General features: G+C 59.2%; 20 protein-coding genes and 1 other RNA gene. 6 read left to right on the top strand and 15 right to left on the bottom strand.

Annotated features, from left to right (window positions below; all coding sequences use genetic code 11):
* Positions 1–3: 3 nt before the first annotated feature.
* Positions 4–1920: a phosphogluconate dehydratase gene (gene edd / locus E6W33_RS05345; RefSeq protein WP_136415095.1), complete on the bottom strand. Its 1917-nt coding sequence runs from the start codon at positions 1918–1920 to the stop codon at positions 4–6.
* Between the two features lie 252 nt (positions 1921–2172).
* Between edd and pgi the strand changes: the two genes are divergently transcribed.
* From pgi to tal, 4 genes are all read left to right on the top strand, one after another.
* Positions 2173–3822 (top strand): glucose-6-phosphate isomerase, encoded by a 1650-nt coding sequence (gene pgi / locus E6W33_RS05340; protein WP_136415731.1) that lies wholly within the window; start codon positions 2173–2175, stop codon positions 3820–3822.
* Positions 3823–3939: 117 nt separating this feature from the next.
* Positions 3940–5412: a glucose-6-phosphate dehydrogenase gene (gene zwf, locus E6W33_RS05335; protein ID WP_136415093.1), complete on the top strand. Its 1473-nt coding sequence runs from the start codon at positions 3940–3942 to the stop codon at positions 5410–5412.
* 45 nt (positions 5413–5457) lie between these two features.
* Complete coding sequence (locus tag E6W33_RS05330) at positions 5458–6327, top strand: SIS domain-containing protein (protein WP_136415091.1); 870 nt, start codon at positions 5458–5460, stop codon at positions 6325–6327.
* Positions 6328–6412: 85 nt separating this feature from the next.
* The gene (gene tal, locus E6W33_RS05325) at positions 6413–7348 is read left to right on the top strand and encodes a transaldolase (protein ID WP_136415089.1); all 936 of its coding nucleotides are present in this window, start codon (positions 6413–6415) and stop codon (positions 7346–7348) included.
* 73 nt (positions 7349–7421) lie between these two features.
* Here the strand turns inward: tal and E6W33_RS05320 are convergent, their stop codons facing one another.
* From E6W33_RS05320 to E6W33_RS05310, 3 genes are read right to left on the bottom strand one after another with little or no spacing between them, the layout of a single operon-like run.
* Entirely contained in the window at positions 7422–8075 is a 654-nt protein-coding gene (locus tag E6W33_RS05320) for an FMN-binding negative transcriptional regulator (RefSeq protein WP_136415087.1), read from the bottom strand.
* A 36-nt stretch (positions 8076–8111) separates the two neighbouring features.
* A complete protein-coding gene (locus tag E6W33_RS05315) occupies positions 8112–8573 on the bottom strand; it encodes an OsmC family protein (protein WP_136415085.1) in 462 nt (153 codons plus the stop codon).
* Between the two features lie 21 nt (positions 8574–8594).
* On the bottom strand, positions 8595–8996 hold the full coding sequence (locus tag E6W33_RS05310; RefSeq protein ID WP_136415083.1) for a GNAT family N-acetyltransferase: 402 nt from the start codon (positions 8994–8996) through the stop codon (positions 8595–8597).
* A 102-nt stretch (positions 8997–9098) separates the two neighbouring features.
* On the opposite strand from E6W33_RS05310, the gene E6W33_RS05305 reads away from it, so the two are divergent.
* The gene (locus E6W33_RS05305; RefSeq protein WP_247869533.1) at positions 9099–10592 is read left to right on the top strand and encodes a PLP-dependent aminotransferase family protein; all 1494 of its coding nucleotides are present in this window, start codon (positions 9099–9101) and stop codon (positions 10590–10592) included.
* A 33-nt stretch (positions 10593–10625) separates the two neighbouring features.
* Here the strand turns inward: E6W33_RS05305 and E6W33_RS05300 are convergent, their stop codons facing one another.
* The 10 genes from E6W33_RS05300 to ubiD form a co-directional block, all read right to left on the bottom strand.
* On the bottom strand, positions 10626–11477 hold the full coding sequence (locus tag E6W33_RS05300) for an ABC transporter permease (protein ID WP_136415081.1): 852 nt from the start codon (positions 11475–11477) through the stop codon (positions 10626–10628).
* A gap of 58 nt (positions 11478–11535) precedes the next feature.
* A complete protein-coding gene (locus tag E6W33_RS05295) occupies positions 11536–12345 on the bottom strand; it encodes an ABC transporter ATP-binding protein (protein WP_136415079.1) in 810 nt (269 codons plus the stop codon).
* 49 nt (positions 12346–12394) lie between these two features.
* Entirely contained in the window at positions 12395–13435 is a 1041-nt protein-coding gene (locus E6W33_RS05290) for an ABC transporter substrate-binding protein (RefSeq protein WP_136415077.1), read from the bottom strand.
* A gap of 8 nt (positions 13436–13443) precedes the next feature.
* Positions 13444–14688, bottom strand: coding sequence for a CaiB/BaiF CoA-transferase family protein (locus E6W33_RS05285; RefSeq protein ID WP_136415074.1), 1245 nt, complete (start codon positions 14686–14688; stop codon positions 13444–13446).
* Complete coding sequence (locus E6W33_RS05280; RefSeq protein ID WP_136415072.1) at positions 14685–15356, bottom strand: hypothetical protein; 672 nt, start codon at positions 15354–15356, stop codon at positions 14685–14687. The genes E6W33_RS05285 and E6W33_RS05280 overlap by 4 nt, the downstream gene beginning before the upstream one ends.
* Before the next feature lie 30 nt (positions 15357–15386).
* Positions 15387–15983: a recombination mediator RecR gene (gene recR / locus E6W33_RS05275; protein WP_136415070.1), complete on the bottom strand. Its 597-nt coding sequence runs from the start codon at positions 15981–15983 to the stop codon at positions 15387–15389.
* An 86-nt stretch (positions 15984–16069) separates the two neighbouring features.
* Entirely contained in the window at positions 16070–16396 is a 327-nt protein-coding gene (locus E6W33_RS05270) for a YbaB/EbfC family nucleoid-associated protein (protein ID WP_136415068.1), read from the bottom strand.
* A gap of 21 nt (positions 16397–16417) precedes the next feature.
* Positions 16418–18328, bottom strand: coding sequence for a DNA polymerase III subunit gamma/tau (gene dnaX / locus E6W33_RS05265; RefSeq protein WP_136415066.1), 1911 nt, complete (start codon positions 18326–18328; stop codon positions 16418–16420).
* A gap of 194 nt (positions 18329–18522) precedes the next feature.
* Positions 18523–18621: signal recognition particle sRNA small type (gene ffs, locus E6W33_RS05260), an RNA gene on the bottom strand.
* Positions 18622–18690: 69 nt separating this feature from the next.
* A complete protein-coding gene (gene ubiD, locus E6W33_RS05255) occupies positions 18691–20175 on the bottom strand; it encodes a 4-hydroxy-3-polyprenylbenzoate decarboxylase (RefSeq protein WP_136415064.1) in 1485 nt (494 codons plus the stop codon).
* Between the two features lie 468 nt (positions 20176–20643).
* On the opposite strand from ubiD, the gene E6W33_RS05250 reads away from it, so the two are divergent.
* Positions 20644–21591, top strand: coding sequence for a lytic transglycosylase domain-containing protein (locus E6W33_RS05250; protein ID WP_136415062.1), 948 nt, complete (start codon positions 20644–20646; stop codon positions 21589–21591).
* 72 nt (positions 21592–21663) lie between these two features.
* Here E6W33_RS05250 and E6W33_RS05245 read toward each other — a convergent pair whose 3' ends face one another.
* Positions 21664–22833: a pyridoxal phosphate-dependent aminotransferase gene (locus tag E6W33_RS05245; protein ID WP_136415060.1), complete on the bottom strand. Its 1170-nt coding sequence runs from the start codon at positions 22831–22833 to the stop codon at positions 21664–21666.
* Positions 22834–22844: the final 11 nt, after the last annotated feature.

Below are 22844 nucleotides of genomic sequence, written 5' to 3'. Positions count from 1 at the left end.
GATTTATTTATTCGCATTAATCAGGGAATCTTCATCGGAGAAGGATTGGTCTTCGGGCACCGCAAGCGGGTTGTCCTGCTCTTCTGGCATGTGCAGCGGGGGCGGTAAGCCGAAGGTAGCAGCCCCCTCCTCGGCAGCGCTGACAGATGCGCGGAACATCGCAAACAGTTCGCGCCCCATGCCAACATGGTTGGCGGACAAATCGGCCTCCTCGCTGCTGCGCGCATTCCATTCAGCGTCGGCCACCAAGGCTTGCAGCACGCCGGCATCGGCATCAAGGCGGATCAGATCGCCGTCGCGAACGCGACCGAGCGGTCCACCGCTCAGCACTTCCGGTGAGACGTGGATGGCCGCCGGCACTTTGCCTGAGGCGCCCGACATGCGCCCGTCAGTGACCAGCGCAACATGTCTGCCGGCATCCTGCAAACTGCCCAGCGCCGGCGTCAAGGCGTGCAGCTCCGGCATGCCGTTCGCGCGTGGTCCCTGGTAGCGCACGATGGCGACGAAATCCCGGTCCAGCTTGCCTGCCTTGTAGGCGAGCATGAATTCTTCCTGCGAATTGAACACCAGCGCCGGCGCCTCGACCACGCGATGCTGCGGCTTGACCGCGGACACCTTGATGACCGCGCGTCCGAGATTGCCCGAGAGAAGACGCAGTCCGCCATCTGCCGAAAACGGTTCCGCCGCTGGCCGCAGCACCGCCAGATCGCCGCTTGCCGGCGGCGCAGGCTGCCAGACGACTGACTCGCCTTGCAGGAAAGGCTCGACGCAATGGGCGCGCAATCCCTTGCCCAGGACTGTCGTCACATCCTCATGCAGCAAGCCGGCATCGAGCAATTCACGAATCACGAAACCGGTGCTGCCCGCCGCGTGAAAATGGTTTACATCGGCATCGCCATTTGGATAGATGCGCGCCAGCAGCGGCACGACACCGGACAATTCGTCGAAATCGTTCCAGTCGATTACGATGCCCGCCGCCTTGGCGATCGCGATCAGGTGCAGTGTATGGTTGGTTGAGCCGCCGGTGGCGAGCAGCGCCACGATGGCATTGACGATGGACTTCTCATCCACCACGCGGCCCACGGGAATATAGGTCTTGCCTTGGTCACTGATTTCCGCTGCCCGACGCGTGGCCGCCGCAGTCAGTGCATCGCGCAGGGGCGTATTCGGCGTAATGAAAGCGGCGCCCGGCAGATGCAGACCCATCACTTCCATCAGCATCTGATTGCTGTTGGCGGTGCCGTAAAACGTGCAGGTGCCGGGGCCGTGATAGGACTGCGCTTCCGATTCCAGCAGCTCGTCACGTCCGATCTTGCCTTGCGCGTATAACTGGCGGATTTTGGACTTTTCCGAATTCGCCAGACCGGTCGTCATCGGGCCGCCCGGAACAAACACTGCCGGCAAATGGCCGAAGTGCAGCGCGCCGATCAGCAACCCCGGCACGATCTTGTCGCATATGCCGAGAAAAAGCGCAGCGTCGAAGGTATTGTGCGACAAGGCAATCGCCGTCGCCATTGCGATCGCATCGCGTGAGAACAGGGACAACTCCATGCCTGGCTGCCCCTGTGTGACGCCGTCGCACATGGCAGGCGTGCCACCGGCAAACTGGGCCACAGCGCCGACCGAACGCGCCGCTTCCCTGATCACATCCGGAAAACGCTCGAACGGCTGATGTGCCGACAACATGTCGTTGTATGCCGATACGATTGCGATGGATGGTGCATGCTGCTGCTTGAGTTTCAGCTTGTCGTGGGCAGGAAAGGCGGCAAAAGCATGTGCCAGGTTTGTGCAGGACAAGGCGCTGCGCTGCACGCCCTTCAGCCGAGCAGCCTCGATACGCGCGAGATACGCGGAGCGATAGGGCCGGCTGCGCTGCGCGATGCGCGCGGTGACGGTGTTCAGGACGGGATGAAGGGACATGATCAGCCTTTCGCAATTTTTTTGAAATTTTACTACAGTTTTGCAGAAATGGAACGACCCAGTCTTTGCGAGTATTCCCCCCGCCATCAAAAGCTTATGGCGAGCCGAAGCCCCGAAAATAGAGCAGAAGCGCAAATACTCTTACTGAGCCACCTCAAACAAGCCACAAAACATGTTTAATCTTTTGTAGTGAATTTACCAAAAAATGTTGTATAGTTGAATAAATTGACTTTTTTGGAAACCCTGCTCGACATGCGCGAAATCAACCTTACCGATGCCGCCGCCTTCCATGCGCTTTCCTCGCACTACGCCGAAGCGAAGAACTGGCAGATGCGGACCCTTTTCTCCGGCCAGCCGGACCGCTTTGACCGTTTCTCCACGGAAGCAGCAGGTTTGCTGCTCGACTATTCGAAGAACCGGCTCAACGATACGACCATGCAATTGCTGTTTCAACTCGCGCGCGAACGCGGCCTGGAGCAGAAGAGAGACGCCATGTTCAGCGGCGAGAGAATCAACGTCACCGAGCACCGTTCGGTCCTCCATACTGCTTTGCGCATGCCGCGCAGTGCGACACTGGTCGTGGATGGACAGGATGTACTCCCGGAGGTTCATGCCGTCCTCGATCATATGCAGGCGTTCACGGAGCGCGTACGGTCGGGCGCCTGGCTCGGCGCGACAAGTCGCGCCATCACGGACATCGTCAATGTCGGCATCGGCGGCTCGGACCTTGGTCCGGCCATGACTTGCCGCGCGTTGCGGCCTTTCACGCATCCGCGTCTGACCATGCACTTCGTCTCCAATGTCGACGGCCACGACCTTGACGCGGTGTTGTCGAAGGTCAATCCAGCGACCACGCTATTCATTATCGCCTCGAAAACCTTTACCACAAGGGAGACGATGATGAACGCGCAGTCGGCTCGCGAGTGGTTTCTCAGCCGCCATGTTGCAGCCGATCTGCCGAAACACTTTGTCGCGGTTTCCACCAACGTCGAAGCAGTGCGCGAATTCGGCATTGATCCCGACAACATGTTTCCGTTCTGGGACTGGGTAGGCGGACGCTATTCGATCTGGTCGGCAATCGGCCTGCCGCTTGCGCTGGCGATCGGCTTCGACGCCTTCAGCGAATTCCTCGGCGGCGCCCACGCAATGGACCAGCATTTCCGCACCGCGCCGCTCGAGCGCAACATGCCGGTGATCATGGGCATGATCGGCGTCTGGTATCGCAATTTCTTTGGCACCACATCTTTGTCGATCGCTCCCTATCATCAGGACCTGAACCGGTTTCCCGCCTACCTGCAACAACTTGAGATGGAAAGCAATGGCAAGCGTGTGGCGGTTGACGGCGCAACGCTCTCAGTCCAGACCTGCCCGGTTGTATGGGGCGACGTCGGCACGAATGGCCAGCATGCCTATTTTCAGCTGCTGCATCTCGGCACGGATATCATCCCTGTCGATTTCATCGCCGCGCTGAAACCCATGCACGACCTGTCGGGTCACCATACGGTTCTTCTCGCGAATTGTTTTGCACAATCGGAAGCCTTCATGCGCGGCAAGAACGCCGAGGAAGTACGCGCCGACCTGCGCGCGCAACATCTCGCAGACAAGGAGATCGAAGCGCTTCTGCCTCACAAGATCTTCCCTGGAAACCGCCCGAGCAACACCATTCTGATGGACGAATTGGCGCCAGCAACGCTGGGAGCCTTGATTGCACTCTACGAACACAAGGTGTTCGTGCAAGGTGCGATCTGGGGTATCAATAGTTTCGATCAATGGGGCGTGGAATTGGGCAAGGTGCTGGCGAAAAACATTGAGCCGGAATTGACCGGCACTCCCCGCCCGGACGCGCATGACAGCTCGACGAACGCACTGATTGCGCGAGCCAAAACCGCGTTGTCAGAATAAAGTTCGCGATTGTCGGACAGGCGGTGCGGTTTCCGCGCATCGACAATGGCAACAAGCAGACTACAATGAATAGCTCATTACCGAGCCGGATTTTGTTTACCTAAATCACTTCACATCATGGCCCTTCACGATTTCGATCTGGTCTTGTTCGGCGGCAGCGGCGACCTCGCGATGCGCAAGCTATTGCCTGCGCTCTACAGCCGCAACCGTGTCAACGACCTGCCCTCCACTGCCCGCATCATTTGCGTGGGGCGGCATGAATGGAGCCGCGATGAATTCCTGAACGCGGTCGACGAGAACTCCAAGCCGCATATCGCCAGAGAGGCATTCAACCAGGCGGCATGGGACGCGTTTTGCGCACATATCGATTATGTATCGCTGGACGCGACGGACGGCAAGACGTATGCGGCGCTGACCAAGACGATGCGCAAGGACACTGCCATCACACGCGTGTTCTATCTCGCGACGCCGCCCAGCCTGTTTGCAAAAATCTGCCAGAATCTCGCCGAATGCGGACTCGCCACACCCGAGTCGCGCGTCGTACTGGAAAAACCGCTGGGCCGCGATCTCAGCAGCGCCAAGCAGATCAACGCCGAAGTCGGCCGCTTTTTTTCCGAGTCGCAGATCTTCCGCATCGACCACTATCTCGGCAAGGAAACGGTGCAGAACCTGCTGGCGCTCCGTTTCGGCAATGTGCTGTTCGAACCCTTGTGGCGGCGCGAATGGATCTCCGACGTGCAGATCACTATCGCGGAAGAAATCGGCGTCGGCAATCGCATGGAATATTACGAAACCGCCGGTGCGCTGCGGGACATGCTGCAGAACCATCTGCTGCAACTGCTGTGCATCGTCGCGATGGAGCCGCCCGTATCGGCCACGCCGAATGCCGTGCGCGACGAGAAGCTGAAGGTGTTGCGCTCGCTCAAGCGCTTCACGCCGCACACGCTCGCGCAGAACGTCATTCGCGGCCAGTACCGCTCCGGTCATGTGGAGGGGGTAGCGGTCCCCGGATACCGCAAGGAGCCGCAAGCCAATCCGCATTCGCGCACGGAAACCTTCGTCGCGCTCAAGGCAGAGATCGACACCTGGCGCTGGGCTGGCGTGCCTTTCTTCCTGCGCACCGGCAAGCGCATGGCGGACCAGCTCGCGGAAATCGTGGTGCGCTTCAAGACCATTCCGCATTCGATCTTCGCGCAGCCAAACAGCAGCTTCCAGCCGAACAGCCTGATCATCCGGCTGCAGCCCGACGAAGGCCTGCAGCTCAACCTGATGGCAAAAACTCCGGGCGACGGCATGCGCCTGCGCCCGGTGGAACTGGAACTGGATTTCCGCGAAACCTTCAAGATGCCGCGCATGGAAGCCTACGAACGCCTGTTGCTGGACGTGCTGCGCGGTCAACTCACCCTGTTCATGCGCAGCGACGAACTGGAAGCTGCATGGGAATGGGTGGAACCAATCCTGAATTACTGGGAACAGGAAGGCGACGAACCGCTTCCCTACGCTGCGGGCACTTGGGGGCCGGCCGCTTCCAGCGCGCTGATCAGTCGCGATGGATTGCAATGGCGTGAAGAAGCGCTTCCTGAGCTGTAACGGGCAACTATAATCTGGCTGCCGGAAGACATTCATAGATCGCCCATGCTGCTCGACTCCATCAAGACCCAGATCGACACATTATCCAAATCGGAAAAAAAGGTCGCCATCGCGGTACTCAAGAATCCCGACCTCGCGGTGGCGGGAAACATCACAGCGCTCGCCAAAAGCGCGCAGGTATCCGAACCGACCGTGGTGCGCTTTTGCCGCGCGCTGGGTTACGACGGCTGGCAGGACTTCAAGCTGAAACTGGCGCAAACGCTGGCGCTGGCGGTGCCGCATGCAGACGAACTGCCTCTTCAAAGCGATCTCGCAGCCGACCTCGTCAACAAGATTTGCAGCCGCTCCATCAATGCCCTGCTCGACCTGCGCAACAACCTGCATCCCGCAGCGATCGAAAAGGCGCTCGATATCCTGTCGCGCTCCAGCAAGATCGAATTCTGGGGTCAGGGCACGTCCGGCATCGTGGCGGCAGATGCGCAGCACAAATTCTTCCGCTCCGGCGTGCACACTGTGGCATATGCCGACCCGCATATTCATGCAATCTCTGCGGCGCTCATGAAAAAAGGCGATACCGTTGTCGCCATATCACAACGCGGCAACAGCACCTCGCTACTGCACAGCGTGCAACTGGCGCGGCGAGTCGGAGCGGATGTAATCGCGCTGACGCCGAGCGGCACGCCGCTGGCCGACCTGGCAACGGCGCTAGTGCCAATCGACCTCAGCTTCAACATCGACCCCTACACGCCGATTTCGGCTCGCCTGGCGCATCTGGTGGTGATTGATATTCTCGCAGTCGGCCTGGCGCTCAAGGGCGGCCCGGAATTCCGCAAGAAGATGCAAAATGCGCAAAAGGCGCTGCAAAAACTCGATATGCAGTTCGACTCCTTCCTCAGGCATCCGCCCAAAATCTGAGCTTCCAAGCTGATACAGGTCTAACCGGCCGGCGGTCGATCCGGTTATCATTGAAGATTGTCGCTCCCTCTTCGCCGAATTTTTCATGAACCAGCTCGAACAACTCAAGCAGTACACCACCATCGTCGCCGACACCGGCGATTTCCAGTCGATGAAGGCGTTTGCGCCGCGCGACGCTACGACCAATCCGTCGCTGATCCTCAAGGCCGTGCAAAAGGATGAATACAAGCCGCTGCTGGAAAAAGCGGTGCGCGACCATGCGCGGAAACCGACCGCCGAGGTGATCGACCGTTTGCTGGTAGCGTTCGGCCAGGAGATTTTGAAACTGGTCCCTGGACGGGTATCGACCGAAACCGATGCGCGCCTGTCCTTCGATACGCAAGGCACGATCGACAAGGGCCGCGCACTGATCGCGCTGTATGAAGCAGCCGGGATTTCGCGCGAACGCGTTCTGATCAAGATCGCATCGACCTGGGAGGGCATTCGTGCCGCGCAGGTGCTGGAAAAAGAAGGTATCCGCTGCAACATGACGCTGCTGTTCGCACTGCCGCAAGCGATTGCCTGTGCGGAAGCGAATGTGCAACTCATCTCGCCCTTCGTCGGACGCATTTACGATTGGTACAAGAAGTCCACCGGGCAGGACTACATCGGTGCGGACGACCCGGGCGTGCAATCGGTCAAACGGATCTATCAGTATTATCGCAAGTTCGGCTACAAGACCGAAGTCATGGGCGCCAGTTTCCGCAACACTTCGCAAATCACGGAACTGGCCGGCTGCGACCTGCTGACCATCAGTCCGGAACTTCTGCAAAAACTCGCCGAGAGCGAAGCGCCGGTCACGCGCAGGCTGAGCCTGGAAGATGCGCAGTCGGCCAAACTGCAGAAGCTGAACCTTGACGAGAATGCCTTCCGCTTCATGCTGAACGAAGACGCGATGGGTACAGAGAAGCTGGCCGAAGGGATCCGCCTGTTCTGCGCCGATGCAGTCAAGCTTGAAAAAATGGTGGAAGCGCTACGCTGAAACACGAGGATGGACTGCAAGCCGTGGCGTGCGCCGTGCACGCCACATCAAGCTCCAGCTGTCGAGACAATCCTCAGCGTTTCGTCGCCATCTCTCCCGCGTTCTGCATCACAAGATCCGCCATCGCATGCGAGCGATCGTCGCCGCGTGCACGCAATCCCGCCGCAACTCCAAGCCTGTCCCCCACCGGACGATTCTGGCTCACCTTCCATTTACCTTCGATCCTGGCAATGGGAATTTCAATACCGACGATCGCTTCGACAAGGCGATCAATGAAGTCTCCCGGCGCATCGGAAATCTTCCACGGCAAAGCTTGGGTGCGTTCGTGTTCGTCGGACATTTCTCTCAAGTGATTGAGCAGCCAGTCCGCATCGTCGATCGCGCGTGGAATGCCATGCGCATGCACCACAGCGTAGTTCCAGGTCGGCACCGCCTTGCCGTCGGTATGCTTGCTTGGATACCACGATGGCGTGATGTAGGACTCCGGCCCCTGAAAGACTGCGACGGCATGCAAAGTGTCCGCCAGCTGCTGCCAAACCGGATTGGCACGCGCGACATGTCCGCGCAAGGTTCCGAGTTCGCCATCCGGACTGCACACGAGAAGCGGTATGTGGTTCACGACGAGCCCGGATGCGGACGGCACCACGAGCGTGGCGAGCGGATGCGACTTCATCAGGCCGTGCAACACGTCCAATCGGGTTTCTTCGAATTGCCGTTGAAGGTACATGTGGTCCTCATTAAAAAGCAGATCAAGCGGCGACACTCATGCAGGCTCGACCAGGACGTCGGCCCTGATCGAATTCGCAATGTAGCACTGCGCATGCGAGGCATGATGAATCGCGTCGAGTTCCTCCTGCGTGGGTTCGCGCTCGCCGCCGAACGCGATTTCCGGGCGCAGTGTAATGCGTGTCATGGCGACTTTTCCTTCGCCGTTCTTTTCCATCACACCCAGGGCCTTGTCTTCATAACTGTCCACCACAAAACCCCGTGCTGCCGCAATCGACAGGAAGAACAACATGTGACAACTGGAAGTTGCGGCGACCAGCGCCTCCTCCGGGTCGACGTTGGCAGCGATCGACATCGGCACGGGCACGACGTAGGGCGACGAGGAGGCAGGCACGACAGCGCCGCCATCAAAATGCCATTCATGCCCGTGACTGTAGCGATTGTCGACAAACTGCTGATCCAGGCGCTTCCAGGAAACTTTTGCTTCGTAAGTATGCATATCGATCCCCGATGAAATTGCTTATGCGGCGCGCTTGATAATCCATCCATTCGGCACCGGCTCGAACCCGATCTTCGGGTAGTACTGCATGGCCTCCGGCGCTGCAAGCAGGAGCAGCATGGACTTTTCGCCGATCGCATGACGCACCTGCTCAACCAGCGCCGCACCTATCCCGCGCCTCTGGTGCGATTGGTCGACGGCAAGGTCGGACAGGTAACAACAATAGCTGAAATCGGTCAATGCGCGAGCAACGCCGATCAATTGCTCGCCATCCCAGGCGGTGATCAGCAGGTTCGCATGTGCAAGCATGGCCGTCATCCGGGCAAGATCGTCAACCGGCCGGCGAATCCCGGAACGGCGAAATATCTCAGCCAGCTGTTCCGGCGAAATGCGTGCGTTAGTGCGATATGAAATGGATGCCATGTCTTTCCTTTTCCTGTCCGATTTGCCGCAGCATATCTCCCGCTTTGGCTTTCTTAAATAGCCAATAAATGCTATTTTTAAAATACCAATTTCAGAAACAGCATGACCATGCATCTCGCCCAATCGCTCGCCAGTCTGCAGCTCGATCCAACAGCATCCGTGCCGATGTTTCGCCAGCTGTATGAGGCGATCAAGCAAACCATTCTGGCCGGAACAATCGGCCCCGGCATGCAATTGCCACCGACGCGCGAACTCGCATCGCAATTGCGCGTGTCGCGCCAGACAGTGCTGAACGCTTATGCACAACTGATGGCGGAGGGGTACCTGTCGGGCACGGTCGGGCGAGGAACCTTCGTCAGCGCCAGCCTTCCCATCGCGCACAAGTCCCGGCTGCATGGCGCAGCCGCCAAGCTTCAATTGCTCCGACCGCTCTCCGCACGCGGACAATGTTTCGTCGGACCTCAAGCGGTGCTCAACTACCACTCAGGCATGCCCAAAGCCTTCCGCATCGGCATGCCGGGACTGGACGTGTTTCCATTTGATGTCTGGGCCCGGCTGGAGGCGCGACGCTGGCGTCATACGCCGCATGAACTGGGATACGGAGACGCGGCCGGCTTTCATCCTTTGCGCGAAGGACTGGCCGCGTACCTGGGCGCGGCACGCGGTGTCCATTGCGCGCCGGAGCAGATCATCATCACGTCCGGCTCGCAGCAGGCATTGTTCCTGATTGCCAGCCTGCTGCTGTCGCCCGGCGATGCCGCGTGGGTGGAGGAGCCGGGTTATCGCGGAATCAATGCATCGCTGCGGGCCGCACAAGCGCACGTGTGCCATATCCCGGTCGACGATGAAGGGCTTTCCGTGGCCTACGGTGCAGCCATGCATCCTGATGCAAAGCTAACCTATGTCACACCCTCGCACCAGCTTCCGCTCGGCGTGACAATGAGCCTGCAGCGCCGGCTTGAATTGCTGGCATGGGCAGCGGAGAGAAGAATGTGGGTGGTGGAAGACGACTACGACAGCGAATACCGTTACACGGGTCCGCCGATCGCCTCGCTGCAAAGCCTGGACAAGGCCGGATGCGTCATCTACGTCGGCACGCTGTCGAAAGTGCTGTTTCCGGGCCTGCGCCTTGGTTATATCGTGGCTCCGCCGGCACTCGCAGAGGCATTCGCACAAGGCAAGGCCATCCTCGACCGGCATACCGCGATCGGGCCGCAGATGGTACTTGCCGACTTTATTGCCGAAGGCCACTTCAGCCGCCACATCAAGCGCACCAGGGAAGTTTATGCCGAACGGCGCGCCACCTTGCTCGACGCCATTGCCGCACACATGCCGGACGAGTTTCACATCGGCCCCGCCGATGCCGGCCTGCATCTCCCGGTCCGGTTCCGTTGCAAGCGCAATGACCAGATGCTGGCGCGGACGGCCCTTCAGCATGGCATCGAACTGCGCGCGTTATCGCAGTTTTATAACGCCGATGAGGAGGCAGACGGACTGGGGAGTCGCGTCTCGGGCCTGTTGCTCGGTTTTGCGTCCATTCCAGAGGCAGAGATCAAGCGCGGCGTGGCCACCTTGCGCGAGCTTCTGGAGAAGTAGCTTTCAATTGAAAGCGCAGATGCAGGGCTTGCTTTACATCTTTTCAGTTTCACCGGACTTCGGCTGCCATTTCATCAGGCGCCGTTCAATGACACCCACCACGCCATCCAACACCAGCGCAAATGCGGTCAGCACCAGAATCCCCGCAAAGACGGTATTGATATCGAACGTGCCTTCCGCCTGCAGGATCAGATAGCCTGCTCCACGCGCGGAGCCGAGGTACTCGCCGACAATTGCGCCGACGAAGGCCAGTCCCACCGAGGTATGCAGGCTGGAGAATACCCAGGACATCGCGGATGGCAGGTACACGTGACGCAGCAGTTGCCGCCGGCTGGCGCCCAGCATGCGCGCATTGGCAAGCACGACCGGGCTTACTTCCTTCACGCCCTGATAGACGTTGAAAAACACGATGAAGAACACCAGCGTGACGGACAATGCCACTTTCGACCAGATGCCGAGACCGAACCACATCGAGAAAATCGGCGCAAGAATCACGCGCGGCATTGAATTGGCTGCCTTGATATAGGGATCGAGAATCGCGGATGCGACCGGCGACAAAGCCAGCCACAGCCCGAAACCGAGTCCAAGCGCCGTGCCGATGCCAAACGCGAGCAGGGTTTCGGCCAGGGTCACCAGCAGATGCGAATAAATCTCGGCAGGAAAACTCAGGGTGAACCAGGTCGCATCACCGATTCCCACGTCGAGGCTGCCACTGCCGACGGTAAACCACTCCCAGACCCGGGCCAGTACCTTGAGCGGTTCGCCGAAGAAGAATGCTGCCTGCGGATCGCGCGTGGCGACATGCCAGATGGCGAAGAAGGCAACCAGGACGAATGCCTGCCAGACGCGAAGATTTTTATGATTTGGTTTGAGAATGCGCCACATGATCATGCTTTGAAGTCGGACAAGGCCATCTTCTTCCGGCGAGAAGTTTCTGAATCGGTCAAGCACGCACCTTCTGCTGCTGATATCCCTTCAGCACTTCTTCGCGCAATACATCCCAGATTCGCGCATGCAATTCAACAAAGCGCGGATGCGTGCGAATTTCGGCGACGTCGCGCGGACGCGGCAGATCGATCCTGAATTCTCCGATGGGATGCGTGCGCGGCCCGGCGGACAGGACGACGACGCGATCCGACATGGCGATTGCCTCGTCCAGGTCGTGGGTAATGAACAGCACTGCCTTTTTCTTCGCGCTCCACAATTCGAGCACTTCGTTTTCCATCAACTGGCGCGTCTGGATGTCGAGCGCGGAAAACGGTTCGTCCATCAGGATGATGTCGGGATCGAGAATCAGTGTTTGCGCCAGGGCGACGCGCTTGCGCATGCCGCCCGACAGTTGATGCGGGTAGCGGTCTCCAAAGCCCTGCAAGCCGACCCGCGTCAGCCACTCCTCACCGAGCCCGAGCGCCTGTGCTTCATCCATGCCACGAAATTGCAGGCCGGCGATCACGTTCTGCAGGGCGCTGCGCCACGGCATCAGTGCATCCGCCTGGAACATGTATCCCGCACGGCGGTTAATTCCGTCCAGCGTTTCGCCAAACACCTTGACGCTGCCCGACGAAGCCTGAAGAAGTCCTGCGCCCAGATTCAGCAAGGTGGACTTGCCGCAACCGGTGGGACCGACAATCGACACGAACTCGCCCGGCGCGACATGGACGGTCGTGTCGGCGACTGCCGTGTAACGCTGCGAGCGGTCGTCCCTGGAAATGAAAGTGCAGGTAATGTTATCGAGCGAAAGCGCAGGAATCATCGTTTGTCGTCCCCGGACGAAGGGTTCCGCGTTGCTGCAGAACCGGACCTTATTTGTATTTCGCGTTTGCCTTCTTCGCGAATTCGTTGGTGTAGGTCTTCGACAAATCGATGTTCTTGTCGGCGAGTTGAGGCTCAAATGCCTGCAGGGTCTTCAGCGCGGTCTTCGGTCCGGCTTCCGGAATAATGCCGTCCGGCGAAATCGCCTCGCGCACTTTCAGGAATGCTTCGATGTACAGCCCGCGGTCACCCAGCAGGTAACTTTCCGGCACGACCTTGATGATGTCCGACGGCCCCGCTTTCTGCAGCCATTTCAAGGCACGAACCATGGCATTCGCCAGTGCCTGCGCGGTGTTCGGATTCTTTTTCAGAAAGGCATCCGTGGTGTACAGCGTGGCGGCCGGCATCGGGCCTCCGAACACCGCATTGGTGTCCTTGAGCGTACGGGTATCGGCCACTACCTTGATTTCATTCTTTTGCTGCAGCATCGTGATGACCGGGTCAAGGTTCGCAATCGCGTCGATCTGTCCCGAACGCAGCGCCGACAACGCGCCTGCAGAAGTGCCGACGCCGATGAAGGATACGTCGGTCGGCTTCAGTCCGCCTTTCGCCAGTACGAAATTGGCCATCATGTTGGTCGATGAACCCGGTGCGGTGACGCCAATCTTCTTGCCTTTCAGATCCGCGATCGCTTTGTAGTTCGGCATGGTCTTGTTCGATACCGCCAGCACGATTTGCGGTGCGCGCCCCTGCAACACGAAAGCCGTGATCGGCTGCCCCTTGGCCTGCATGTTGATGGTGTGCTCATACGCACCCGACACGACGTCCGCACTGCCGCCGACCAAGGCCTGGAGCGCCTTCGCGCCACCGGCGAAATCGCTGATCTCGACTTGCAGCCCTTCCTCCTTGAAGTACCCGAGCTGCTCGGCGATCGTCAGGGGAAGATAGTAGAACAGGTTTTTGCCGCCGACTGCGATGGAGACCTTGGGCTTCTCCGGCGTCTGCGCAAACAGCTTGCTGTTGAAAGTGAAGTAGCCGAGCAGGAAAAGCGCAAGCGCAATGGCGAACTGCTTCCAGAATTTCTTGTTCATGCTGTCCCCTATATGACGTGATCGTGTCTTAACTGCGCGATGTGCTGATCATCATACCCCAGCCCGCGCAAGACTTCAGCGGTGTGCTCACCGAGCGCCGGTCCCAGCCATTTGGTCTCGCCGGGCGTCTCCGACAGCTTGGGCGTGATCGCCGGCAGCTTGATCGGCGTGCCGTCGGGGAAGGCATGTTGCTCGAACATGCGGCGGGCGAGAAACTGCGGATCAGTCAGCATGTCGCGCACCGAATAGATCTTCCCGACCGGTACGTCTGCGGCCTTCAGGATAGCCAGCGCACTGTCGATCGTCTGCGTGTCGCACCATGCCTGGATCGCGCCATCGATTTCCTCGGTGCGCGGCACCCGTCCATCATTGCGCGCCAGCTGCGGATCGTTCGCCAGGTCGTCGCGCCCCATGGCCAGCATCAGGCGCTTGAAGATTGCGTCACCATTGCCGGAAATGACAATGTTCTCGCCATCGCTGGTGGTATAGGTATTCGAGGGCACAATGCCGGGCAGCGCGCCGCCGGTACGCTCCCGCACGACGCCGGCGAAATCATATTCAGGCACCAGTGACTCCATCATGTTGAACACCGCTTCATACAAGGCCACGTCGACCATCTGTCCCTGCCCTGCGACGGAATCCTCGCCTGTCTTGCCGTTCCAGCGGCCACCGGTCACGTCACGGTGACGCAATGCCATCATCGCGCCGATCACGCCATGCAAGGCCGCCAGCGAATCGCCAATCGAAATGCCGATCCGCACCGGTGGTCGGTCCGGGTGTCCGGAAACATAGCGCATGCCGCCCATCGACTCCCCGATTGCGCCGAAACCCGGCAGATCCTTCATCGGTCCGGTCTGGCCATAACCCGAAAGCCGAACCATGATCGTAGCCGGGTTGATCTTCTTCAGGTCTTCGTAACCGACACCCCATTTCTCAAGAACGCCGGGCCGGTAGTTTTCGATGATGATGTCCGCGTCCAGCGCAAGACGCCTGGCGATTTCCTGGCCGCGCGCCTCCTTCATGTTCAGCGTGACGCTTTTCTTGTTACGTGATTGCACCGACCACCAGAGTGAGGTTCCGTCCTTCAGCACGCGCCACTGCCGGATCGGATCGCCACCATCAGGCGACTCGATCTTGATCACTTCTGCGCCGAACTCGGCCAGCATGCGCGAACAGAACGGTCCGGCGATCAGCGTCCCGAGTTCCAGAACCTTGATGCCCGCCAAGGGGCCGGAGGAGGCTTTATTTGTCATATCCCTGTTTGTAAAGACGATAACTCTTTCAATTCCCATGCGATATTTTGCCGCGCCTGTGCTTCGAAACGCGCCGCCATCGATGGCGTGAAAAACAGCGCCGGACGCGCGAGGAAACGCTGCAATATGTCGACGCGTGCTGATCGGTACGCTTGCGGCGGAACCCAGTCATACTCGGCCCGGATTGCCTGGCTGTACCGGTGATAGATCTCGGGAGAGCTGCCAAGAATGGACAGGTCTATGTCGAGGAACAAGGGCAGATCGGCAATCTGAGCCGACGGCACCTCATGTCTTTGTGTCGCGAGGATGCACTGTTCGACGGGCGGGATCAAATCCGTGTCGATACGCATGGCATGCATGGCGTGATGCGCCCAACTGGCGCTGCGCTGCTCATTGTCCATTGCACGCGTATCGTAGATCAGGTCATGAAACCAGATCGCCAGCTCGACGACTTCCGGACGAGCCATATGCGCGCGTTCAGCGTCGGCATGACGCAGCAATGCCATGATGTGGGAAAGATTGTGATAGGCGCGATGGGGTTCTGCGTAGTGCTTGACCAGCACCTCCCATGCGGAGTCGGCAGCCGCACGGTCCGATGCGAGATGCGTCATCAGCGCCTGCCATCGCGCGCGCAACCAGCTCTGATTTTCCGCGGTATGGATAAACATCGCTGTCCGCTCTCGCCGGAGGATTCCGGCTCAGGTTGAGCGACGGTCCAGCATCGCTCGCGCAATCGTTCCGGCGTCGACGTATTCGAGTTCTCCGCCGACCGGCACGCCGCGTGCCAGGCGACTGACCTTCAGGCCGCGCGCCTTGAGCGTCTCGCTGATGTAGTGAGCGGTGGCCTCGCCTTCATTGGTGAAATTGGTCGCCAGCACCACTTCACTGACTACGCCGTCCGTCGCGCGCGCAATCAGTTTTTCAAGGTGAATATCCCTCGGCCCGATTCCGTCCAGTGGCGACAAATGGCCCATCAGCACGAAATACAGTCCCTTGTACGTCATCGTCTGCTCGATCATCAATTGATCAGCCGGCGTCTCGACCACGCATAACAGGCTGGCATCGCGCGACGCGTCGAGACAGGTTTCGCAAATCTCGTTTTCCGTGAAGGTATTGCACTTCGCGCAGTGATGGATGCGCTCGGCCGCCTGCGTCAGCGCACGGCCGAGCGTCGCCGCACCCTCGCGATCATGCTGCATCAGGTGGTAAGCCATGCGCTGCGCCGACTTCGGCCCGACACCGGGCAAGCGGCGCAAGGCTTCTGTGAGGAATTCAAGACTGGATGGAGTTTTCACCAATTTCTTCTCTGTCACCGGCTTCAAGCCACACGGACGCGACCAGGGCCGCTGCCCGTGCTGCGGACGTCAACAATCCACGCCAATCAGAACGGCAGCTTGAAGCCCGGCGGCAGCGGCAAGCCGGCGGTCATGCCTGACATCTTTTCCTGCGTCGTCGCTTCCGCCTTGCGGACTGCATCGTTGAATGCCGCGGCAACCAGATCCTCCAGCATGTCCTTGTCGTCGCCCAACAGCGACGGGTCGATGGACACACGCTTGACGTCGTTCTTGCAGGTCATCACGACCTTGACCAGGCCTGCACCGGACTGTCCTTCGACTTCGATCCCGGCGAGCTGGTCCTGCATCTTCTTCATGTTGTCCTGCATGGCCTGGGCTTGCTTCATCAGCCCGGCGAGTTGGCCCTTCATCATGGTGATACTCCTGATCGTTGATTAAATTGGTTTGACTGATCCCGGCACGATAGTCGCACCGAATTCGCGCATCAAAGTCTGCACGAAGGGATCGCTCTGCAGGCTTTCTTCCGCCTGACGCTGGCGCGCCTCGCGTTCCGCTGTCGCATGGGCGTTGGCGGTCTGCTCCACCGCGCCGATCTCGGTTGTGACCCGGGTCGGTTTTCCGAAGTGTTCCGACAATGCCGTCGCCAGTTTGTCGACGCTGCCGGCCGAGCACAAGGTTTCGAGGGGGATGCGCAGATGCACTTGCACACCGCCGCCATTGTCTTCACATCCCAGCAACTCGCTCTGTTGCGCGAGTTGCTGCGCCACGCCGCGCAATGGCAAGGCCGCCGCCAGCGCCGGCCAGTTGCCATCCCAGTTCAAGGATGGCATCGGCTTCGCGGGGGCTGGTTTTACACGCGCGATCACTGCGCTTGCTTCCTGCCGCACCTCGGGCGGTGCCTCCTCTACCGCAACCGCGTCATCGGATTGTCCTGCGCCACACGATTGCGGTTCAGTTTTTTTTTGAGCCACTGCCTCGGCAGCATCGTCTGAAGGACGCTGATTTGCCTGAGGACGCTCGTCTTCCCATGGTGGAATGGAGGCCGGCCCCGGCCTCGCGGTCGAGGTGACCGCAGCCTGCGGCTTGCCGCCATTGCGGGCAGCTTCCAGTGCGGCGCGTGCGGGGCTCATGCCGCCTGCGGCACGTGCTGCAGGCGCCGGTGCTGCCGCTGGCTGCGGTGAAGCACTCGCTCTCGCAGGCATCGGCGCCGGCGCAGAAACCGCAGGCGTCGCTGCCGCCGGCCTTGCTTCAGCACCACCCACACCAGGACGGAAGGCGAGCATGCGCAACAAGGTCATCGAGAAGCCGGCATACTCGTCCGGCGCGAGACTCAACTCGTTTCGTCCATGCACCGCAATCTGGTAAAACAATTGCACCTCTTCCGCATCGAATAATTGCGCCAGGCGAAGAATATCTTCCCTTTCCGGCACATCATCGGGCAGCGCTGCGGGCACGGTTTGCGCCAGCGCAATCCGGTGCAACAAGGTCCCCAAATCCTGCAGCGCAGCGCTGTACGACAAGCTGCGCGTCGCCATTTCATCGGCGACGGCCAGCAGGCCTGCGCCATCCTTCGCTGCCAGGGCATCCAGCACGCGAATCAGATAAGACTGGTCAAGCGCGCCAAGCATTCCCTGCACGGCTTCCAAGGTCACCTTGCCTGCAGCGTATGCAATTGCCTGGTCGGTCAGCGACAAGGCATCGCGCATCGAGCCATGCGCCCCCTGGGCAAGCAAACGCAATGCCGGCGGTTCGAAATCGATACCTTCCTGGCCGAGAATATTGTCCAGATGCCCGACGATGTGACCGGGCGGCATCTGTTTCAGGTTGAACTGGAGGCAGCGCGACAGCACGGTAACCGGAATCTTCTGCGGATCCGTTGTTGCCAGAATGAACTTCACATGCTCGGGAGGCTCTTCCAGCGTTTTCAGCATGGAATTGAACGCATGGTTGGTGAGCATATGAACTTCGTCGATCATGTAGACCTTGAAACGCGCGTTGGACGGCGCGTAAACCGCCTGCTCCAGCAATTGCGCCATCTCGTCGACGCCGCGGTTAGACGCCGCGTCCATTTCGATGTAATCGACAAAGCGCCCGGCATCGATGGCCGTGCACGCTTCACATGTTCCGCAGGGCTTGGCGGTAATGCCGGTTTCACAATTCAGCGACTTCGCGAGAATGCGCGACAAGGTCGTCTTGCCCACGCCGCGCGTGCCGGTAAAAAGATAGGCATGATGCAAGCGCTGCTGGTCCAATGCGTGCGTCAGCGCCCGCACGACGTGCTCCTGCCCGACGAGCGTCTCGAAGCTCTTGGGGCGATACTTGCGGGCGAGAACTTGATAGGACATGGTGGCGATGGCAATTGGCGATACGCCGCATTTTACCTGACATGCTGCAAGTTATAGACGGCACTTGCTCACATCGATGCCAGAAAAAGAATACCGATTATGCAAGGGTAAACATGCATGTTGCAGCATTCGGCATGGCGCCGAAAACGCATACCAGGCAACAGACGGGAAGTTCAATGAGGATAAGACAGGAAAGGGGCGAGCCTTGTCTGCGGCACTTGCGGGAAATGGCTTTGGCTGCTTCGTTCCCGACCTGACCAGGTTGGCCATGCCACAATGCGCAGGGGCCCGCCTGACGCTATTTTAACAGCAAAGCGCCCGGCACGCCCGGGCATTTCCTGTGTACAGCCGATTGCAGCCGATCAGATCCCCAACTCTTGCCAGATGCGATCGACTTTCGCCTTGACCTCATCGGTCATGGCAATCGCCCTTCCCCACTCACGCTGGGTTTCCCCCGGCCACTTGTTGGTCGCATCGATTCCCATCTTGCCACCCAACCCGCTCACCGGTGACGCAAAGTCGAGATAATCAATGGGCGTGTTCTCCACCAAGGTCGTATCCCGCGCCGGATCGACGCGCGTCGTGATCGCCCAGATCACTTCCTTCCAGTCCCGGACATTGACGTCCTCATCCACCACGACGATGAACTTGGTATACATGAATTGACGCAGGAAACTCCAGACTCCGAACATCACGCGTTTGGCGTGGCCCGGATAGGACTTCTTCATCTGCACCAGCGCCATGCGGTAACTGCAGCCCTCGGGCGGCAAATAGAAATCGGTGATTTCGGCAAACTGCTTCTGCAGCAAGGGAACGAACACCTCATTCAGCGCCACGCCCAGGATCGCCGGCTCATCCGGCGGCTTCCCCGTATAAGTGGAGTGATAAATCGGATCGCGCCGCATCGTGATGCGATCGATCGTAAATACAGGAAACCAATCCTGCTCATTGTAATAACCCGTGTGGTCGCCGTACGGGCCTTCCAGCGCATGCTCATAACCGCTCGGATGAGACGGGTCAGGATTGATATGCCCCTCCAGCACAATCTCCGCAGAGGCCGGGACGCGCAGTTCGCTGCCGATCGTCTTCACGAGGTCGGTCCGGCTGCCGCGCAGCAGGCCGGCAAACTGGTATTCGGACAGGCTGTCCGGTACCGGGGTCACCGCACCCAGGATTGTTGCCGGATCGGCCCCGAGGGCGACCGCTATCGGATATGGATTGCCGCGATTGACGATGCAATGCTCTCGAAAGTCGAGTGCGCCACCTCGGTGCGCCAGCCAGCGCATGATCACCTTGTTGCGACCGATGACCTGCTGGCGGTAGATACCGAGGTTCTGCCGTTTCTTGTGCGGCCCCTTGGTCACCACCAGTCCCCAGGTGATCAAGGGAGCCACGTCGCCCGGCCAGCAGTGCTGGATCGGCAGTCTCGCCAGATCGACATCATTCCCCTCCCACACAACTTCCTGGCATGGCGCCGACCGATGTTCTTTCGGCGCCATGTCCCACAAGGCTTTCACCATCGAGCCCAAGCCCACGATGTCCTTGAATCCCTTCGGCGGCTCCGGCTCCTTCAGCGATGCCAGCACATGACCGATGCGGCGCAGTTCGCTCACATCCTCTGCGCCCATGCCCAACGCGACGCGACGCGGAGTACCAAACAAATTGCCCAGCACCGGGATCGTGTGCCCGCTCGGCTTATCGAAAAGAAGCGCCGGACCGCCCGCGCGCAGGGTCCGATCGCATATCTCCGTCATCTCAAGATACGGAGAAACCGGCGTCGAGATGTGCTTTAGTTCGCCCAATTGTTGCAATTGGGAAATAAAATCGCGCAAATCAGAATATTTCATGATTTTTCACAAGGTTGAAGAGCTGCTTCTATTTTTTAATTGCAAGCCCAAGTAGTTGATTTTATTGATTTTCTGTTGCGGTGCAGCGATAAATCTAGATTCAAAAGTTATAAAGAATCGAGTTGATAGTATTGACTTGATATAAACAGCCCCCTAGAATTTGCCCAACTCGATGAGGAAGCCCGCCTGGGGAGTGAAGGCGAGGCAGCAAGAATCTTCATCATTCACGGGATCGGGGCCCACATAACATTTTAAGGAGTGTTTCCAAAAGGCGTCTGCCTTCTCCCCGAACAAGTTGTTTGCCGCTGATCCGGCGCCATCGCGCAGCCGCCAGCCTAGAGCAAACAATTCCGACGTCTGCAAGCTGCGCCGCGCGCGGCAGCGGACGATGACCGATTCTCGGCAAGCACAAGGGTCTACAAGGCTTTGTAGTGGGTTCTTCGCATGCCGCGACGATTAGGAGGTTCAATGTTAAATCGATTTATCCGGGCGACGTTCGACGTTACCCGTAAAACTGCAAGCCAGTCGGCCGCATGGGCGGTATTTGCCCGCGATACCGTCAGCGGCTTCATTACAACCGCACACCACACCGTACTCGTCCTCGGGATCATCGCCATCGCCGCGCTTGGCATCATGTTCGTCAAGCCGGAAATCGCCGATCAACTCAAGGAACTGTCCCCGTTCGCTGAAGCAAGCGCAGACGAAGTGACGGATGAAGAAACGCCTCCGACCGCGACGGCCCTTGACATGCCGGCCCAGTCCATCACCAAGGCCGCGGTCGCCGGCAATGCGCAGGCATCGGTTGCGACCGAGGACACGGTAGGCAACACCCGCCAGCAACAGTGGGTGACCAGCTGGCTTTCCAAACGCTATCGGGTCGCGTCCGACGCCACCAACATGCTGGTATCCGCCGCCTACATGACAGCCAAGGAAATCAAGCTCGATCCGCTCCTGATCCTGTCCGTCATGGCGATCGAATCCGGATTCAACCCGTTCGCGGAAAGCCCGGTCGGAGCGCAAGGCCTGATGCAGGTCATGTCCAAGGTCCACCACGACAAGTTCGAGGACTTGGGAGGCGTGAAGGCGGCGCTGAATCCGGTCGCGAACATCCGGGTTGGCTCGCTGATTCTGAAGGATTACGTCACCCGCGGCGGCTCTGTCGAGGCGGGACTGAAACTGTATGTCGGAGCCGGCGCATCCGACTCCGATTCCGGCTATGGCGCCAAGGTGCTGGCAGAATACCGGCGACTGAAGGAAGTCGCGATGGGTAAGAAGGTTCCGGTTTTCTCGACCTCGGCGAGCTCCGGTACGCTCAAGCCCCGTCAGGAGCGCAAGGCTGAGTCGGACGGAGAATCCGCGACGCTCGAAGGGAAGACTGAACCCTTGGCAAAGGCGGATCAGTTCGCCGCGCTGTAAGCTTGCGACAGTCGCAAAAAAGGAGCCTTCGAGGCTCCTTTTTTATTTCCTGCAAAGACGTCCCTGCGTCGCTCAGGATCGTTGGGCGAAAAAACTCGTCAAGCGGCCGACTGCTTCACGCAGATTGTCCATGGATGTCGCATAGGACAAACGAATATACTGACGCGCCGTGTAAGGTCCGAAATCGAGTCCAGGCACCAGCACCACTCCCGCCTTGTTCAACATCTCGATCGTCAGTCGGTCCGCATCATCTGACAGCGAGGAACAATCCGCGTACACATAGAACGCACCATCCGGCGTCACTGGCACCTTGAAACCGAGTTCGCGCAGGGCGGGAACGATGTAGTCGCGACGCCGTTTGAATTCAGCCTTGCGCCGCTCATAGATCGCAATCGATTCAGGCGAAAAACAAGCGACACCAGCGTGCTGCGCAATGCTGGATGCACAGATGAACAAATTCTGGGCCAGCTTCTCCACCTGCGGGACCATCCGTTCCGGCACGACCAGCCAGCCGAGACGCCAACCTGTCATGTTGAAGTACTTGGAAAAACTGTTGATGACAATGACGTCCTCACCCAGCGACAAGGCCGAAAATGGCGTCTCGTCGTAAGTCAGCCCTTGATAGATCTCATCGACAATTGTGAAACCCTTCCGCTCCCGAACGCTGGCGACGATTTTTGCCAATTCATCATGCGGAATCGAGGTACCGGTGGGATTCGAGGGCGATGCGAGCAACACGCCTCGCGTGGCCGGCGACCATTGATCGCACACCGTCGCGTCGGACAATTGGAAGCGATCCTCCGGTCCGCTGGGGATCAGCTTTGCGACGCCCTCAAAGGCGGCCACGAAATGCCGGTTGCAGGGATAAGACGGGTCGGGCATCAGTACCTCGGCGTCCCTCTCCACCAAGGCCGCGCACGCTAAAAGAAGTGCGGCCGATGCTCCGGCAGTGACGATGACGCGCGACGGCGCGATGTCCAGACCGTAGACGCGCTCGTAATGTGCGGAGATTGCCTGGCGCAAGGAAGGAATACCGACCGCCGAGGTGTACTGCAGCTTGCCATCTGCCATGGCGCGGGTCGCGGCCTCGATGACCGGCGGCGGCGCCGTGAAATCAGGTTCGCCGATGCCCATATGAATGATCGAACGACCCTGGCGCTCGAGTTCGGTCGCCATTTTTGCGAGTTCCATGACATGAAACGGCGCAATGTTGGCCAGACGCGAAGCAAGAATGGGATTCATCACAATAGTTG

It is taken from the genome of Herbaspirillum sp. ST 5-3, from assembly GCF_004804275.1.
Taxonomy (GTDB): domain Bacteria; phylum Pseudomonadota; class Gammaproteobacteria; order Burkholderiales; family Burkholderiaceae_D; genus Noviherbaspirillum.
The sequence above is the reverse complement of the archived record's forward strand: the minus strand, read 5'-3'. Positions and strand labels throughout refer to the sequence as shown.